This window comes from Pseudoalteromonas sp. G5_S1_14_S5, assembly GCF_054968605.1.
This window is the reverse complement of sequence record NZ_JBQKUM010000013.1, coordinates 1-14,663: the sequence shown is the minus strand read 5'-3', so window position 1 is coordinate 14,663 and position 14,663 is coordinate 1. Positions and strand designations below refer to the sequence as shown.

General features: G+C 45.2%; 14 protein-coding genes. 6 read left to right on the top strand and 8 right to left on the bottom strand.

Annotation, left to right across the window (positions count from 1 at the left end; genetic code table 11):
• Positions 1-104: 104 nt before the first annotated feature.
• Positions 105-2,570 carry an acyl-CoA dehydrogenase FadE gene (fadE, locus tag ACTRWI_RS05900; RefSeq protein WP_499129867.1) on the bottom strand — a complete coding sequence of 822 codons (2,466 nt, stop codon included), beginning with the start codon at positions 2,568-2,570 and terminating at the stop codon, positions 105-107.
• Between the two features lie 325 nt (positions 2,571-2,895).
• Here fadE and lpcA point away from each other — a divergent pair, with 325 nt between their 5' ends.
• Complete coding sequence (lpcA, locus tag ACTRWI_RS05895; RefSeq protein ID WP_004738621.1) at positions 2,896-3,471, top strand: D-sedoheptulose 7-phosphate isomerase; 576 nt, start codon at positions 2,896-2,898, stop codon at positions 3,469-3,471.
• A gap of 67 nt (positions 3,472-3,538) precedes the next feature.
• A complete protein-coding gene (locus ACTRWI_RS05890; protein ID WP_499129866.1) occupies positions 3,539-4,384 on the top strand; it encodes a class II glutamine amidotransferase in 846 nt (281 codons plus the stop codon).
• Between the two features lie 76 nt (positions 4,385-4,460).
• On the opposite strand, the gene purN is transcribed toward ACTRWI_RS05890, so the two are convergent.
• Positions 4,461-5,135 carry a phosphoribosylglycinamide formyltransferase gene (gene purN, locus ACTRWI_RS05885; protein WP_499129865.1) on the bottom strand — a complete coding sequence of 225 codons (675 nt, stop codon included), beginning with the start codon at positions 5,133-5,135 and terminating at the stop codon, positions 4,461-4,463.
• Between the two features lie 128 nt (positions 5,136-5,263).
• Complete coding sequence (gene purM, locus ACTRWI_RS05880) at positions 5,264-6,304, bottom strand: phosphoribosylformylglycinamidine cyclo-ligase (protein ID WP_499129864.1); 1,041 nt, start codon at positions 6,302-6,304, stop codon at positions 5,264-5,266.
• 169 nt (positions 6,305-6,473) lie between these two features.
• On the opposite strand from purM, the gene upp reads away from it, so the two are divergent.
• The gene (gene upp, locus ACTRWI_RS05875) at positions 6,474-7,100 is read left to right on the top strand and encodes a uracil phosphoribosyltransferase (RefSeq protein ID WP_004738627.1); all 627 of its coding nucleotides are present in this window, start codon (positions 6,474-6,476) and stop codon (positions 7,098-7,100) included.
• A 139-nt stretch (positions 7,101-7,239) separates the two neighbouring features.
• Here upp and ACTRWI_RS05870 read toward each other — a convergent pair whose 3' ends face one another.
• The gene (locus ACTRWI_RS05870) at positions 7,240-8,478 is read right to left on the bottom strand and encodes a uracil-xanthine permease family protein (protein WP_499129863.1); all 1,239 of its coding nucleotides are present in this window, start codon (positions 8,476-8,478) and stop codon (positions 7,240-7,242) included.
• Positions 8,479-8,754: 276 nt separating this feature from the next.
• Between ACTRWI_RS05870 and ACTRWI_RS05865 the strand changes: the two genes are divergently transcribed.
• The gene (locus tag ACTRWI_RS05865) at positions 8,755-10,017 is read left to right on the top strand and encodes a DUF8605 domain-containing protein (protein WP_499129862.1); all 1,263 of its coding nucleotides are present in this window, start codon (positions 8,755-8,757) and stop codon (positions 10,015-10,017) included.
• A 147-nt stretch (positions 10,018-10,164) separates the two neighbouring features.
• Here the strand turns inward: ACTRWI_RS05865 and ACTRWI_RS05860 are convergent, their stop codons facing one another.
• The 4 genes from ACTRWI_RS05860 to bepA all read right to left on the bottom strand — a co-directional run bounded on the left by ACTRWI_RS05860 (position 10,165) and on the right by bepA (position 13,116).
• The gene (locus ACTRWI_RS05860) at positions 10,165-10,602 is read right to left on the bottom strand and encodes a DUF2069 domain-containing protein (RefSeq protein WP_499129861.1); all 438 of its coding nucleotides are present in this window, start codon (positions 10,600-10,602) and stop codon (positions 10,165-10,167) included.
• Positions 10,599-11,192 carry an NAD(P)H:quinone oxidoreductase gene (gene wrbA / locus ACTRWI_RS05855; RefSeq protein ID WP_499129860.1) on the bottom strand — a complete coding sequence of 198 codons (594 nt, stop codon included), beginning with the start codon at positions 11,190-11,192 and terminating at the stop codon, positions 10,599-10,601. Before wrbA ends, ACTRWI_RS05860 begins: the two co-directional genes overlap by 4 nt.
• 6 nt (positions 11,193-11,198) lie before the next feature.
• The gene (arsC, locus tag ACTRWI_RS05850; protein WP_499129859.1) at positions 11,199-11,549 is read right to left on the bottom strand and encodes an arsenate reductase (glutaredoxin); all 351 of its coding nucleotides are present in this window, start codon (positions 11,547-11,549) and stop codon (positions 11,199-11,201) included.
• A 112-nt stretch (positions 11,550-11,661) separates the two neighbouring features.
• Positions 11,662-13,116 carry a beta-barrel assembly-enhancing protease gene (gene bepA, locus ACTRWI_RS05845; RefSeq protein ID WP_499129858.1) on the bottom strand — a complete coding sequence of 485 codons (1,455 nt, stop codon included), beginning with the start codon at positions 13,114-13,116 and terminating at the stop codon, positions 11,662-11,664.
• A 178-nt stretch (positions 13,117-13,294) separates the two neighbouring features.
• Between bepA and ACTRWI_RS05840 the strand changes: the two genes are divergently transcribed.
• A complete protein-coding gene (locus tag ACTRWI_RS05840; RefSeq protein ID WP_004738640.1) occupies positions 13,295-13,534 on the top strand; it encodes a sulfurtransferase TusA family protein in 240 nt (79 codons plus the stop codon).
• Positions 13,527-14,603, top strand: a complete 1,077-nt coding sequence (locus tag ACTRWI_RS05835; RefSeq protein ID WP_499129857.1) for an AI-2E family transporter — start codon at positions 13,527-13,529, stop codon at positions 14,601-14,603. Before ACTRWI_RS05840 ends, ACTRWI_RS05835 begins: the two co-directional genes overlap by 8 nt.
• Positions 14,604-14,663: the final 60 nt, after the last annotated feature.

Sequence of the window (14,663 nt, the reverse complement as noted above, 5' to 3'; positions counted from 1 at the left end):
TAAGAGAGCTACTTAATAGCTGACTTGGGTCAAATACAAGCACCTATATTTTGAACAAAAAAACGGGACTCAAATGAGTCCCGTTTTTGTTTCTAAAACAAAATCTAAGCTACGTTATCAATCGATTGGTCTGGATACTGTGGCTTTGCTGCCAGCTCCTCTGGTGAGAAGTCATCAACATTGATGGTGTACAGTCGATGTTGCTCTGCACTCTCTAACAGTGCCGCTTCTTTCTCTGTCAGAATACCTTTCTCAAGACCTAATTGAGCGACCAAATCCAGTCTTAGGAAGGCGCGTTTCTGATGCGTCTCTTTACAAACTTTATCGAACAGAGGTTCAGCTTGAAGAATGACCTCCAATGCTTTCTCAACTTTACCTACCGCGTTGTATTGAGTATCCGCTAAGTATTGACCACGGCCGATACGTGAGCGTGTTGCACTCGGTGTTTGTAGGATGTGTGCGACTTGGCTATCCAGTTTGTCGTTTGGTGCGCGACGGATACGGCCAAATGGCATCAATACAACACGCAGAAGGCGTCCAACCACTGGGTTTGGGAAGTTTGCTAAGAACTCATCAATTGCTACTTCAGTTTGACGCAAGCTGTCTTGCATACCCCAGTGTACTAGTGGTAGGTCTTCTGCATTACTGCCTTCGCTTTCAAAGCGTTTTAGTGTCGCAGAACCTAGGTATAGTTGGCTCAGGATATCACCTAGACGAGCAGATAGGCGCTCTCTACGTTTTAGTGAACCGCCTAATACAGCCATTGAAATGTCAGACAGTAGCGCTAGGTTAGCACTGTAACGGTTCAGCTGTTGGTAGTAGCGTTTTGTCTGTTTATCTGTGCTATTGGCTGGTTTTGGCGTGTCCGAACCACGGCCATCAGTTAAACCAAACCACAAACTACGAACTAGGTTACTTAGTGTAAAGCTAACGTGTCCTGCTAACGCTGAATCAAACTTATCAAGCGCATCGCTACTTTCTGAGTATGCTGCTTCCATTTCATTAAGAACGTAAGGGTGGCAACGAATCGCACCTTGACCGTAGATGATCATTGAACGAGTCAGGATGTTTGCACCTTCAACGGTAATCGCAATTGGCGAGCCTTGGTAGCCACGAGCTAGGAAGTTTGATGGGCCTAAGCAAATACCCTTACCACCTACGATGTCCATTGCATCGATGATGCTGCGTTGGCCACGGTGCGTACAGTGATACTTCACGATTGCAGAGATAACCGAAGGTTTTTCACCAAGGTCGATACCTGCAACGGTCAGGTTGCTCGCTGCATCCATGACATAAGCATTACCACCTAGACGTGCCAGCGGCTCTTCAACCCCTTCCATGCGACCAATTGGTTGCTTAAATTGACGGCGGATACGAGCGTAAGCACCAGTTGCAAGCGCTGCTGTTTTGATGCCACCGGTTGAGTTTGATGGCAGTGTGATACCACGACCCACTGACAGACATTCAACCAGCATTCTCCAACCTTGGCCTGCCATTTTCTGACCGCCAATGATGAAATCGATAGGAACGAAAATATCGTCACCTCGCGTTGGGCCGTTTTGGAAAGGAACGTTCAGTGGGAAGTGGCGGTTGCCAATCTCCACGCCTTTCAAATCGGTTGGGATAAGAGCACAGGTGATACCAAGATCTTGCTGGTCGCCCAGTAAGCCTTCTGGATCGTGCAGTTTAAAGGCCAAACCCAATACGGTCGCAACCGGTGCCAGAGTGATGTAGCGCTTGTTCCAAGTTAGGCGCATACCAAGAACTTCTTTGCCTTGCCACTCACCTTTACAAACCACACCGTAATCTGGGATTGAACCCGCATCAGAACCTGCTTCTGGGCTAGTTAGAGCAAAACACGGGATCTCTTTACCTTCAGCCAAGCGCGGAAGATAGTGGTTTCTCTGCTCTTCAGTACCGTAGTGTTGCAGCAGCTCACCTGGTCCTAACGAGTTCGGTACACCAACGGTTGATGACAGTACGCTAGATACACCCGTTAGTTTTTGTAGAACCAAAGACTGAGCATAAGCTGAGAATTCTAAGCCACCGTATTTTTTCTTGATGATCATCGCGAAGAACTTGTGGTCTTTTAGGTATTGCCATACTTCTGGTGGTAAATCAGCAAGCTCATGAGTGACCTGGTAATCATTGACCATTTCACACACTGTGTTTACTGGACCATCGAGGAACGCTTGTTCGGCTTCAGATAGTTTTGGGTCAGCGATGTTCTGTAGTTTTTTCCATTCAGGTTTGCCTTTGAATAGCTCTGCTTCCCACCAAACAGTACCTGCTTCCAACGCTTCTTTTTCTGTCTGAGACATCGCCGGCAGTACTTTCTTAAATACAGAAAGTGCTTTTTGGCTGATGAGAGTTTGTCGAATGGTTGGTACAGCCAAAATAGCAACCGCTAATAGGTAACAAAGCCAGCCAGTAACCGCTACGTCGCCGAATAGTGTTAAAGCTACCATTGCGCCAGTTAGTGCGATTAATGTGCGTACCAAGTTAACTCTGTGGTAGAGACAGACACCTAAGATAGCTGTCATGCCGAGTAGTGAGAGCAATATATTCATGATCGATTTCCTTTTCAGAGATCACTTATTGTTATTAAGTTTAGGTAAGAGGTCTAACCAGTCAAGTGTAAACAGAATATTAAATATTTGTAAAACTCAAAGTTGGGTAAAAAGTGATCTGAGTAGAGTTAAAGTTCTAATTGTGAGAGGTTGGTGGTGATTATTTGGACGGATTTGTAGTGGCTGGCTAATTAAGGTGCAATCTTTCTGCTTAACTGTCGACACTATTTCATGTTTGTGGGTAAACTCAGGTAAAAGAGGGGAAAAACCTCAGCTCTCATATCGCGCACGCTAAGCTGCGTCATACAAATAAGAGATAAGCCTTATGTACCAAGACCTAATCAAAAGTGAATTGAACGAAGCTGCTGACGTTCTTAACAAGTTTTTGAGTGATGATCATAATATTGCTCAAATTGAAGCAGCGGCAAAAATGATTGCTGACTCATTCAAACAGGAAGGTAAAGTGCTTTCTTGTGGTAACGGTGGTTCACACTGTGATGCAATGCACTTCGCAGAAGAGCTGACTGGCCGATACCGTGAAAACCGCCCAGGTTACGCTGGTATTGCGATTTCTGACCCTAGCCACTTATCTTGTGTAAGTAATGACTTCGGCTACGACCACGTATTTTCTCGTTATGTAGAAGCGGTTGGCCGTAAAGGCGATGTGCTATTCGGTCTATCAACGTCTGGTAACTCAGGCAATATCCTAAAAGCCATTGAAGCAGCTCAAGCGAAAGGCATGAAGACGATTGCTCTGACTGGTAAAGACGGCGGTAAAATGGCGGGTTGTGCGGATATCGAAATTCGAGTACCACATTTTGGTTACGCAGATCGTATCCAAGAGATTCATATCAAGATCATCCATATTGTGATTCAGCTTGTTGAAAAAGAGATGGAATAACAGTTTTACAGACATATAGAGCCTAGGTTTGTGGCTCTATTGGTTTTAATAGGGAGTAGATTAAACCATGTGTGAATTGCTCGGTATGAGCGCGAATGTGCCAACGGATATTTGTTTTAGCTTCACTGGTCTTATGCAGCGCGGTGGCAATACTGGCCCACATCGTGATGGTTGGGGGATTACCTTTTATGAGGGGAAGGGCTTTCGTACCTTTAAAGATCCTAACCCTAGCTGTGAGTCTAAGATTGCTGAATTGGTTCAAAACTACCCAATTAAAAGCCAAGCTGTTGTCAGTCACATCCGTCAAGCCAACCGTGGTGGCGTTAATCTAGAGAATACACACCCTTTCACTCGTGAGCTTTGGGGAAGATACTTGACCTTTGCTCACAATGGCCAACTCTCAGATTACGATGACTTAGTGAGTGGGCGTTTTAGACCGGTTGGTGAAACTGACAGCGAGCGTTCATTTTGTTGGTTACTTAAGCAACTAGAAGAGCGTTTTCCTGAACCACCACAAGACATGGAAGGCATGTTCCGCTTTGTTGCTGAGTGTTGCGATAAGCTGCGAGAGAAAGGCGTTTTCAACATGTTGTTGAGCGATGGTGAGTATGTAATGACATACTGTACCAATCACTTGTACTGGATTACGAGACGCGCGCCTTTTGGTAATGCGAGCTTGATCGATGAAGACGTCGAGATTAACTTCCAAGAAGAAACCACACCGAATGATGTGGTGACGGTAGTGGCTACTCAACCCCTTACTGGTAATGAAGAGTGGTTTAGAATGAAGCCGGGTGAATACGCCTTGTTCCATTCTGGTGAATTGATTGGTAATAACCACAAAGAGTTGGAAGATGTCGCTTATGCCCCTAAAAAGGTTGCAAGCCAAGCGCCTTCTGAACCATTGAGCTAAACTTCTCATCACTTGATTCGATAAAATAGGCCGTTAACTGCGCTTGTCAGTTAACGGCCTTTTTGTATTCTCGATACTACTCTTGTGCGTAACCGTGTTTGCCTAGCACTTTTCCGTCTAACACCGCTTGTCCATCAACCATAGATAAACGGTCTTCTGCGAACCACTTACAAACCATCGGATAGATTGCGTGCTCTTGAGTGAGTACTCGCCCCGCTAGCAGCTTGGCATCATCGTCCTCAAACACAGGAACTTTGGCTTGTAAGATAACAGGACCACCGTCAAGCTCTTCTGTTACAAAGTGCACACTCGTGCCGTGTTCTTTGTCTTTTGAATCAATCGCACGTTGGTGAGTATGTAAACCAGGATATTTAGGTAATAGAGAAGGGTGGATATTGACCATTTTTCCTGCGTAGTGACGAACAAATTCTGAACTCAAGATACGCATATAGCCTGCCAGTACGATTAAGTCTGGTTGATAGGCGTCGATCTGAATCATCAACTCATGATCAAACGCTTCACGCGAGCCGAAATCTTTTGGGTTCACTGAGCGTGCATCGACGCCTGCATTTTTTGCTCGTTCTAAGCCGAATGCCTCTGCCTTGTTTGAGAACACAGCTTTGACTGAGGCATCAATCATATTGCTATCACATGCATCTAAGATCGCCTGCAAGTTACTGCCGCTTCCTGAAACTAACACAACGATATTTTTCTGAGACTGAGTGGTTTTCTGAGAGTGATTGTTTTTCATAAAGTGGGTCATATGATTGATTAATTGAACTGTTTACAATCTACCTACATAAACTAAGGTTTTCTGCGGGCCAAATAGCAAAATGAGGACCATTAGGTCCTCATTGATTAATTAAGTGAAGTGCTCATTTAGTTGATTTCAACTTGTTCTTCGCCAGCTTCCGCGTTCGCGATCTGACCGATAACCCAAGCGTTTTCGCCTTCAGCTTTCAGTAGTTCAACTGCAGCGTTTGCTTGGTCTTTAGGTAGAGCAACAACGAGGCCTACACCACAGTTGAAAGTGCGGTACATTTCAAATGTTTCCACGTTGCCTTTCTCTTGTAGCCAGTTGAAGATAGCAGGCCATTCCCAGCTCTTACCATTAATCACTGCTTTAGTACCTTTCGGAAGTACGCGTGGGATGTTTTCCCAGAAACCACCACCAGTAATGTGCGAGATAGCATGGATGTCATGCTCTGCGATCATCTTAAGTGCTGATTTGATGTAAATCTTAGTTGGTTCTAGTAGGTGCTCACCGATAGTGCGACCTTCTAGCTCTTCGTTCTTATCTGCACCAGATACTTCCAGTACTTTACGAATTAGAGAGTAACCATTTGAGTGTGGGCCACTTGAGCCAACAGCGATAAGTGCGTCGCCAGCTGCTACTTTAGTACCGTCGATGATGTCCGCTTTTTCTACTACACCAACACAGAAGCCAGCAACATCGTAGTCGTCGCCTTCGTACATGCCTGGCATTTCAGCGGTTTCACCACCGATTAGTGCACAACCAGCTTGAACACAACCTTCAGCGATGCCAGAAACAACATCTGCAGCTGTATCTACATCTAGCTTACCTGTTGCGTAGTAGTCTAAGAAGAATAGAGGTTCACCACCTTGAACGATTAGGTCGTTCACACACATTGCCACTAGGTCGATACCAATGGTGTCGTGTTTTTTCAGATCCAAAGCAAGGCGAAGTTTAGTACCAACACCATCAGTACCTGAAACAAGTACAGGCTCTTTGTATTTCGTTGGAAGTTCACATAGGGCGCCAAAGCCACCAATACCGCCCATTACTTCAGGGCGACGAGTGCGTTTTACCGCACCTTTAATACGGTCTACTAGTGCATTACCTGCGTCGATATCAACACCAGCGTCTTTGTAGCTTAGAGAAGAAGTATTACCACTCACGGGATAGTCCTCGAACTTAAGTTGGATGTGAAAACGGCGCTATTCTAACAGGGCTTGAATATGAAGGGCAAACGTTTGCGCGGTTTTTTTTATTAGAATAAAGATTCTGAAATAACCACAGAGTTCGTGTATAATCTGCAGGTTTATTTAAATATTGCCGGAGTTGGAAATGAAAGTTGTTGAAGTGAAACACCCGCTAGTAAAACATAAAATTGGCCTGATGCGTGAAGGTGAGATTAGCACTAAGCGTTTTCGTGAGCTAGCGACAGAAGTGGGTAGCCTTCTAACATACGAAGCGACATCAGACTTTGAAACTGAGCGTGTAACTATTAATGGTTGGGACGGCCCAGTTGAAGTTGACCAAATTAAAGGTAAGAAAGTAACAGTAGTGCCAATTCTACGTGCTGGTCTAGGCATGATGGACGGCGTTCTTGAGCACATCCCAAGTGCACGTATCAGTGTTGTTGGTATCTACCGTGACGAAGAAACGCTTGAGCCAGTACCATACTTCAACAAGCTTGCATCTAACATCGATGAGCGTATTGCTCTAGTGGTAGACCCAATGCTTGCAACAGGTGGTTCTATGATCGCGACTATCGACCTAATGAAAGAAAAAGGTTGTAAGCACTTCAAGATTCTTGTGCTTGTAGCGGCTCCAGAAGGTATCGCGGCTCTAGAAAAAGCGCACCCAGATGTTGAGCTTTACACTGCTGCAATCGATGAGAAGCTAAACGATAAGGGCTACATTGTTCCTGGCCTTGGCGATGCTGGAGATAAGATCTTCGGTACTAAGTAATTCGGTTTATAGGTTAAATGGATTCGGTTGTTTCAAACTTCTGAATTGACTTAATTATCCGTATTAATAAAAAGGGAGAGCATTCGATGCTCTCCCTTTTTTGATCTTAAATTTTGTGGAATCTAACCAGGTTCAACCATTAGTCGATTTGAGCTTTGTCTACCACTGTGTTGTCGCCTAACTCCTCAGGAAGGACTAGGTTAAGTAGAATCGCCACGATACCGCACAAGCTTACGCCCTGTAGGCTGAAATCGCCGATGCCAAATGCCATGCCGCCAATACCGAATACTAGGGTAATACCCACAATCACAAGGTTACGCGATTTGTGCAGGTTAACGTTGTTTTTGATTAGCGTATTCAAGCCGACTGTTGCAATAGAACCAAACAGAAGAATCATGATGCCACCCATCACTGGAACTGGAATGGTTTGCAGAAGTGCGCCCAGTTTGCCTACCAATGCAAGAACGATAGCGGTGACTGCAGCCCAAGTCATGATCACCGGGTTAAATGCTTTTGTTAGCATTACCGCGCCAGTTACTTCACTGTAGGTTGTGTTTGGCGGAGCGCCCAGCATAGAAGCTGCAATGGTCGCTACACCATCGCCTGTGATTGTGCGATGTAGACCTGGTTTCTTAAGGTAGTCTTTACCCGTCACGTTAGAAATTGCAAGCATGTCACCCACGTGCTCTACGGCTGGTGCAATCGCGACAAATACCATGAAGAAGATAGCGTTGATGTTGAACTCAGGCATCGTAAAGTTTGGTAGCGCTAACCAAGATGCTTGTGCAACGGGTGCGAAGTCTACTGCTCCATAGAATAGACTTGTAATGTAACCTGCGATTATCCCACCAAAGATAGGCAGTAGCTTTAGGAAACCCTTCGAGAATACGCTGATGATGACGGTAACCAGTAGGGAAACTGATGAGATCCAAAGTGCTGCGTCTGCATCAACAAGTTGAACAGCGCCATCGCCTGTCTTACCTAGCGCCATGTTTACCGCAACTGGTGCTAGGCCTAAACCAATCACCATAATCACAGGGCCAACAACCACAGGTGGAAGTAGCTTATGGATGAAGCCAACGCCTCTCACTTTGATAAGAGCCCCCATTAATACATACACAACACCTGCTGCCATAAGGCCGCCCATGGTTGCGCCAATACCCCAAGTTTGAATACCAAACATGATAGGCGCGATGAATGCAAAAGAAGACGCTAAGAAGATTGGCACTGAACGGCGTGTAATAAGTTGGAATAAAAGGGTGCCGATACCTGCGCCAAAGAGTGCAACGTTAGGATCAAGTCCTGTCAGTAGCGGCACGAGTACAAGCGCACCAAAAGCTACAAACAGCATTTGTGCACCTTGCAATGCATTTTTCATGATATGTCCTTAGATTGGTCGTTATATGAAAAGTGAAAAATAAAATTCGCGCGATTCTATCACTTGGCAATCGATTGCTACACAAAATAGATCAAATTTATTTATCATAGTGATGTTTTATATCGAACAAGGTCCGAAAATTCGGTTTATAAGTTAGCGCTTTATCATGGTTAGGTGATATTTTTTGGTTATTAAACACAGTAGGCGCTAACGATCTTGCCCCTCAATCCATAGTTGCTTATCATCAAGGCACAAGCTTTGAATATTAGGATCAATATGCGCTACATAGCATTGTTGTTGATGGGACTATTAGCCTTCCCGAGTTACGCCTTAACTAAAGTAGATATCTTTAGTGCTGAAGTTGCGATTAACGCCGAAGACAAACAACCAGAACAAGTGGCAAGAAATATCGGTATGGAGCAGGTATTGATACGTGCGACTGGCCAAACTGACGTTGCTTCAAATGAGACCATCCAAAAAGCGATGCGTAAGAGTGCGCAGTACATGTCTCAAATGAGTTTTGGTGAGCGCAATGACCAATCAACATTGCGTATGCGCTTTAATGGCGCCCAAATTCGTTCTCTACTGACTCAAGCACAACTGCCGTATTGGCCTGAAACTCGCTCAAACATCTTGGTTTGGCTGGTGGAAGAAGACAGCTTCGATAAGAGCATTGTGTGGGAGCACTCGAACTCACCACTTGCTGCTCAGATGCAAGCTAGTGCAAAAGATCGTGGTTTGCCTTTGACTTTTCCTGTCGGTGACTTCGATGATATTACTGGTATCGCGACCTCAGATTTGTGGGGCAGCTTTGTTTCACCGATCAGTCGAGCAAGTCAACGCTACCCAGTTGATGCAGTGTTAGTGATCAAAGCTCAATCTTCAGGATTGCGTTGGACGCTGTACGACCAAAAACCAAGCCAGCTAACCAGCGCGCCAACGGCACCAATCACAGGTTCAGTTTCGGGTAACAGCGAGATGGCTTCTAAGAAGCTCGTTGATCAAGTCAGTAACTACTACGCGGGTAAAAGCGCGGTGACGGTGGCGAGTGAGTCATCAGAGTCGATTCTAACTCAGTTTATTAGTTTGAATAATGCGCAAGACTTCTTCCAGTTAGAGAATGCACTTAAACGTCTAAATTCGGTTGCTAGCCTAGATATTCTTAAGATTCAAAACAACGAAGTGACGTTCCGTATTCATTTGCTGTCGACTCAACAAGAGTTTGAGCAAGAAGTGACAAGTATTCGCCAAGTTACGAAGGTTGAAGACTCTTACATTGAACCAGAAGTCAGCCCAGAATTTGAAACACAAGACAACACCATGTCGGTAGGCGATGATTCAACAGCTGCTGTTGATACTGAAGTAACAGCAACTGACGCAGATACTGGTGTTCAAGTGATCAAAGGTAATGAAGTTGTTGGTGATGATTCGCTAGCTGGTTCAGACGCTAATCTAGAGTTAACGAGTAGCGAAGTACAAGAAGCCGCAGCTCCACAGCATGCAAAACCAAGCTTGGTATACGAGTGGAACCGCAGTTAGGCAATTGCTGACATTCATCGTCTATACGGAGAGTAGGTAGACGAAGATAAATAAAAAAGAAAGCCCTGCTAGAGAAATCTCGCAGGGCTTTTTGTTTGTTCGTTATTGTTTGTGCTAGCTAGCTGATCGGGTATGCCGAAACTAATCTTATTGCTCGAACTTCGCTTTCTCTTTCTTTTCTACTTCAGAAAGGCGCTTAAGCTTGATGCCTAACTCTTTGGCTCGGAAACGGGTAAATAAGATGTTTCCGGCAAAGCCGATCGTGGTTAGCAGTAGCTCAACAGCGGCTAATAAGCGCTCACCACCATCTATGTATAAAATGGTCAATGCGTGTAGGAAGTAGAGCATTAAGATGAAGTTTGCCCAAGCGTGCGTATAAGGCTTCCCGATTAAAATGCCAGGTAATGGCAACAGTAACGGCACCGCCCAAACGATAGCGAGCGTGACATTATCTAGGTGAGGATGTGGTGAAAGCGTCATTTGCCAAGCAACAACCCAACCTAACAGTAATAGGTTGCCTGCTAATGCTAGGTATCGGAATAACTTTGTTTTAGGAGACATCGCCTTCTCTGACATGTACATCATTGAGAGATTCCCTTCTGATTTATCGCAATGCGCGCTAGGCGTTTACCTAGGTTCTGCGCCAGCTCAATTTCTTCTTTGCTTAGTGAAGCACTTTCGCCTGTGCTGCTTGCACCATAAGGCGTACCACCAGTTTGAGTGGTATGCAATGCAGGCTCTGAGTAAGGGATGCCTACCACTAACATTCCATGGTGAAGCAGTGGCAGCATCATGCTTTGCTGTGTTGTCTCTTGCCCACCATGCAGTGATGAAGAAGAAGTAAATACACAAGCTGGCTTGTCGATAAGATCGCCATTGATCCATAATGATGTAGTGCTATCCCAAAAGTGCTTCATCGGCCCTGCCATATTGCCGAACCAAACCGGACTGCCAAGCGCCAAGCCATCACAAGAACGGAGCTCTTGCAGCGTGGCGATTGGGTCTGTGGGCTGATAGTGAGAGTCTGGCTGCTCTTCCACTGTGTACACGTCATTAACGGTTCTTAGCGTAGCTTTACACTCAGGTATGGATTCCACCCCTCGTGCTATCTGTCTAGCGAGAGCTTGTGTGTTGCCGTGACGACTATAGTAGAGAACAAGAATGTTGATGCTCATAGCCGCTTACAGAATCTCTAGTACTTGCTCAGGTGGACGACCAATCTTGGCTTTGTTATTCGCTACAACTACTGGGCGTTCAAACAGTTTTGGATTCGCAGCCATGGCAGAAAATAGGTCTTCATCAGATACAGAAGTATCACCAAGGTTCGCTTCTTTGTAGTCTGTCTCTTTTGTGCGCATCATTTCGCGAACGCTGCTAAAACCAAGCTGAGTGAACAGTACTTTTAGCTGTTCAACAGTTAAAGGTGTGTCTAGGTACTTGATTACTTCAGGCTGTACGCCGTTTTTTTCAAGCAGTTCAAGCGTTTGACGGCTCTTTGAGCAGCGTGGGTTATGATAAATCACGACAGACATGGTTCTTCCTCATTATTATCTTTTATTTAATTTTCTGGGGAGGCCAGCTATTGGCCTCTTCACTGTATACGTTGAGCTTTGTTCTTTTGGCTATTTTCGCGTAATACAAGGATTATTGCAGTGCTAAGAAGCGCTCGCGCTGAATCATCAGTTGATCAATTCGAGCATCGTAGCGAGCTTGCTTCAAACTACCGAGTTCTGCGATTTGACTAGCTTGCGTGTAGTACTGAATTGCTTTGTTCCAGTTGGCTTGCAATGCCAAAATTTCAGCGCGAGCAGCAAGATCTTCATCACTGTTTCCAAGGCTTGTGTTCGCTTTTGAAAGCAGATACCAGCCATTGGCGTCATTCGGATTGTCATGTGTATAACGTTGTAATACGCGGACAGACTCTGCAAAGTCTTCTTTTTCAATCAAGGCGTTTGCATAGTTGATAGTAAGAACTGGGTTGTTTGGCTGACGGACCAAAGCAGACTTTAACTCCTTAACGGCAAGCTCAGGCTTTTCCTGTTCAATGTGAAGATCAGAAATCGCATCCAAATAGAATAGGTTAGTCGGATCATTGGTAATCAGCTTGGTCAGTATAGTCTCAGCTTTATCAAATTTTTTAGAGTCGAGGGAAACCAAGGCTTGTCCGTACTCTAACGAAGGGATGACCTCTTTTGGTGCCTTTTTCAATTGGCGTGAGAACCAGTCTAGTGAAGCTTCACTATTGATACCGGCATACCGAGCAACGATTCGGGCTCGTGCTAAGTGGTAATCTAAGGATGGAGCAAGCTTTAGCGGTGGATAACTGCGAGCGCGAGCACGAGAGTCGGTAATACGGTCTTCTGGTAATGGGTGAGTCAACAACATCGGTGGTGGTGTGCTGGCATAACGGTATTCATCAGCTAAACGGCTGAAGAAGCGTGGCATTGCGTTGACGTCAAATCCAGCCTTTGCGAGTGTGTTGATACCGAAGCGATCGGCTTCTTTTTCATTACTACGAGTATAGTTGATTTGACTCTGCATGTTACCCGCGGTGGTTGCGGTTAAGGCCGCAATACCGGCTTCAGGTGCGGCAATCGCCAGTAATATGGAGCCGGCAAGCGCTGCAATAGTCGCAGGAGAGCGACGCGCTTGATCTTCCATACTACGCGCTAAGTGACGCTGCGTAACGTGTGCGATTTCGTGCGCTAACACAGATGCAAGTTCACTTTCCGACTTTGCATGCAAGAAAAGGCCTGAGTGCAGCGCAACATAACCGCCAAAGAAAGCGAAAGCGTTGATGTTGCGGTCACGGATCATAAAGAACTGAAAAGGTGTTTTTACGTCATTGGCATTCGCGACAAGGCGATGACCTAGTGTGTCGATATAAAGGTTTAGAACCGGATCATTGATGACAGGCTGGCTGCTTCTGATGATGCGCATATAGGCATCACCATAGATGAGTTCTTGATCGATAGTTAGCGTGCCGCCAGCCGCGGTGCCGATGTCCGGTAAATCCAAGCTGTTGGTGTTAGCCAACGTTGGGGTGCTTAATGTGGCTGCGATGCATAAGCAAGCAATTGAACGAGCGCGTTTAAACATATTAGTCAGTAATACTCCGTTTCTTCTGACAGTAAGACAAGGGCAATGCAAATTGGTTCTTGATCTGGTTTAACCTTTGTTAAGTGCGTGCGCTATCCTGAAGGAAGATGAATCAATGATGGCACGTTTTCAAAAACAGATTACAATATGCCCCTTATAATAAGCATCGAGCCCAAGAATGACACCTAATATTCTAGATTTACGCCAAGAGCGCTGCCCAATGGCGTTATTATTAGCCAAGCGTCACAGTGTAAAGTTAGAAGTAGGGCAATCTTTGTCAATTTATGTATCAGATAACAGTTCGATGAAAGATATTGTTACGTTTTTGTCTAAGCAAGCTTATGTTGTCATGACAGAGGTTTGTTCTAATTACCACCATCTCCTCGTCACTAAAAAGGAATCGCAGTCAGATGCTTGAAATGGTCAGTCGTTGGTATAAACGACGTTTCTCTGATCCACACGCTGTCAGTTTGGTTGCCATCATTCTATTCGGCTTTATTACTATCTACTTCTTTGGTCACCTGATCGCACCCTTATTGGTGGCGATTGTCTTGGCTTATTTGCTCGAGTGGCCAGTGACTCAACTTCAACGACTCGGTGTTCCAAGAACGCCATCGGTGATGTTGGTGATCTTGATGTTCTTTAGCTTAATGCTTTTAGCGATATTCGGGTTAGTGCCAACCATTTGGGAGCAAGTGGGTAACCTAATCAATGATATTCCTAGTATGTACGGTAGCTTGCAGAAGTTCATTGCGACGATTCCAGAGCGTTACCCTGAGCTTGCTAACTTGCAGATCGTTGAGTCTGTAATGTCTAACGCGAAGAACAAGGCGTTAGGTATGGGCGAGAGTGTAGTGAAAGGCTCGCTAGCGTCTTTGGTTAGCTTAGCGACGCTGGGTGTTTATCTTATCTTAGTACCACTGCTTATTTTCTTCTTACTGAAAGATAAAGAAGAGATGCTCAGAATGGCAAGTGGTGTGCTTCCTCGAAACCGTCGCTTAGCGACCAAAGTATGGGAAGAGATGAACGAACAAATCTCGAATTACATCCGAGGTAAGGTGTTAGAGATTTTAATCGTGGGTAGCGTCAGTTATGTCACTTTTGCGATTTTAGATCTTCGTTACTCTGTGTTGCTCGCGGTTGCTGTCGGTTTCTCGGTATTGATCCCATACATAGGGGCAGCGGCGGTAACCGTGCCAGTTGCCATTGTTGGCTTGTTCCAGTGGGGGCTTGAGCCTCAGTTCTATTGGCTGTTATTGGCTTACGGCATCATTCAAGCCCTAGATGGTAACGTGTTAGTGCCGGTTCTGTTCTCTGAAGCTGTGAATCTACACCCTGTTGCGATTATTGTGGCGGTATTAGTGTTTGGTGGACTTTGGGGCTTCTGGGGCGTGTTCTTTGCAATTCCACTGGCGACCTTAGTGAAGGCAGTTTGGAATGCCTTACCTAGCCATGCATTAGATGATGACCCTGTACACCATCAATAACGAGACAAATGAATGATTAAAAAGGCGACTATCGATGATAGTCGCCTTTTTTATTTTATC

Coding starts and splice junctions, on each gene's coding strand:
- fadE (WP_499129867.1), bottom strand. CDS start 2,570: ATGAATATATTGCTCTCACTACTCGGCATGACAGCTATCTTAGGTGTC.
- lpcA (WP_004738621.1), top strand. CDS start 2,896: ATGTACCAAGACCTAATCAAAAGTGAATTGAACGAAGCTGCTGACGTT.
- ACTRWI_RS05890 (WP_499129866.1), top strand. CDS start 3,539: ATGTGTGAATTGCTCGGTATGAGCGCGAATGTGCCAACGGATATTTGT.
- purN (WP_499129865.1), bottom strand. CDS start 5,135: ATGAAAAACAATCACTCTCAGAAAACCACTCAGTCTCAGAAAAATATC.
- upp (WP_004738627.1), top strand. CDS start 6,474: ATGAAAGTTGTTGAAGTGAAACACCCGCTAGTAAAACATAAAATTGGC.
- ACTRWI_RS05870 (WP_499129863.1), bottom strand. CDS start 8,478: ATGAAAAATGCATTGCAAGGTGCACAAATGCTGTTTGTAGCTTTTGGT.
- ACTRWI_RS05865 (WP_499129862.1), top strand. CDS start 8,755: ATGCGCTACATAGCATTGTTGTTGATGGGACTATTAGCCTTCCCGAGT.
- ACTRWI_RS05860 (WP_499129861.1), bottom strand. CDS start 10,602: ATGATGTACATGTCAGAGAAGGCGATGTCTCCTAAAACAAAGTTATTC.
- wrbA (WP_499129860.1), bottom strand. CDS start 11,192: ATGAGCATCAACATTCTTGTTCTCTACTATAGTCGTCACGGCAACACA.
- arsC (WP_499129859.1), bottom strand. CDS start 11,549: ATGTCTGTCGTGATTTATCATAACCCACGCTGCTCAAAGAGCCGTCAA.
- bepA (WP_499129858.1), bottom strand. CDS start 13,116: ATGTTTAAACGCGCTCGTTCAATTGCTTGCTTATGCATCGCAGCCACA.
- ACTRWI_RS05840 (WP_004738640.1), top strand. CDS start 13,295: ATGACACCTAATATTCTAGATTTACGCCAAGAGCGCTGCCCAATGGCG.
- ACTRWI_RS05835 (WP_499129857.1), top strand. CDS start 13,527: ATGCTTGAAATGGTCAGTCGTTGGTATAAACGACGTTTCTCTGATCCA.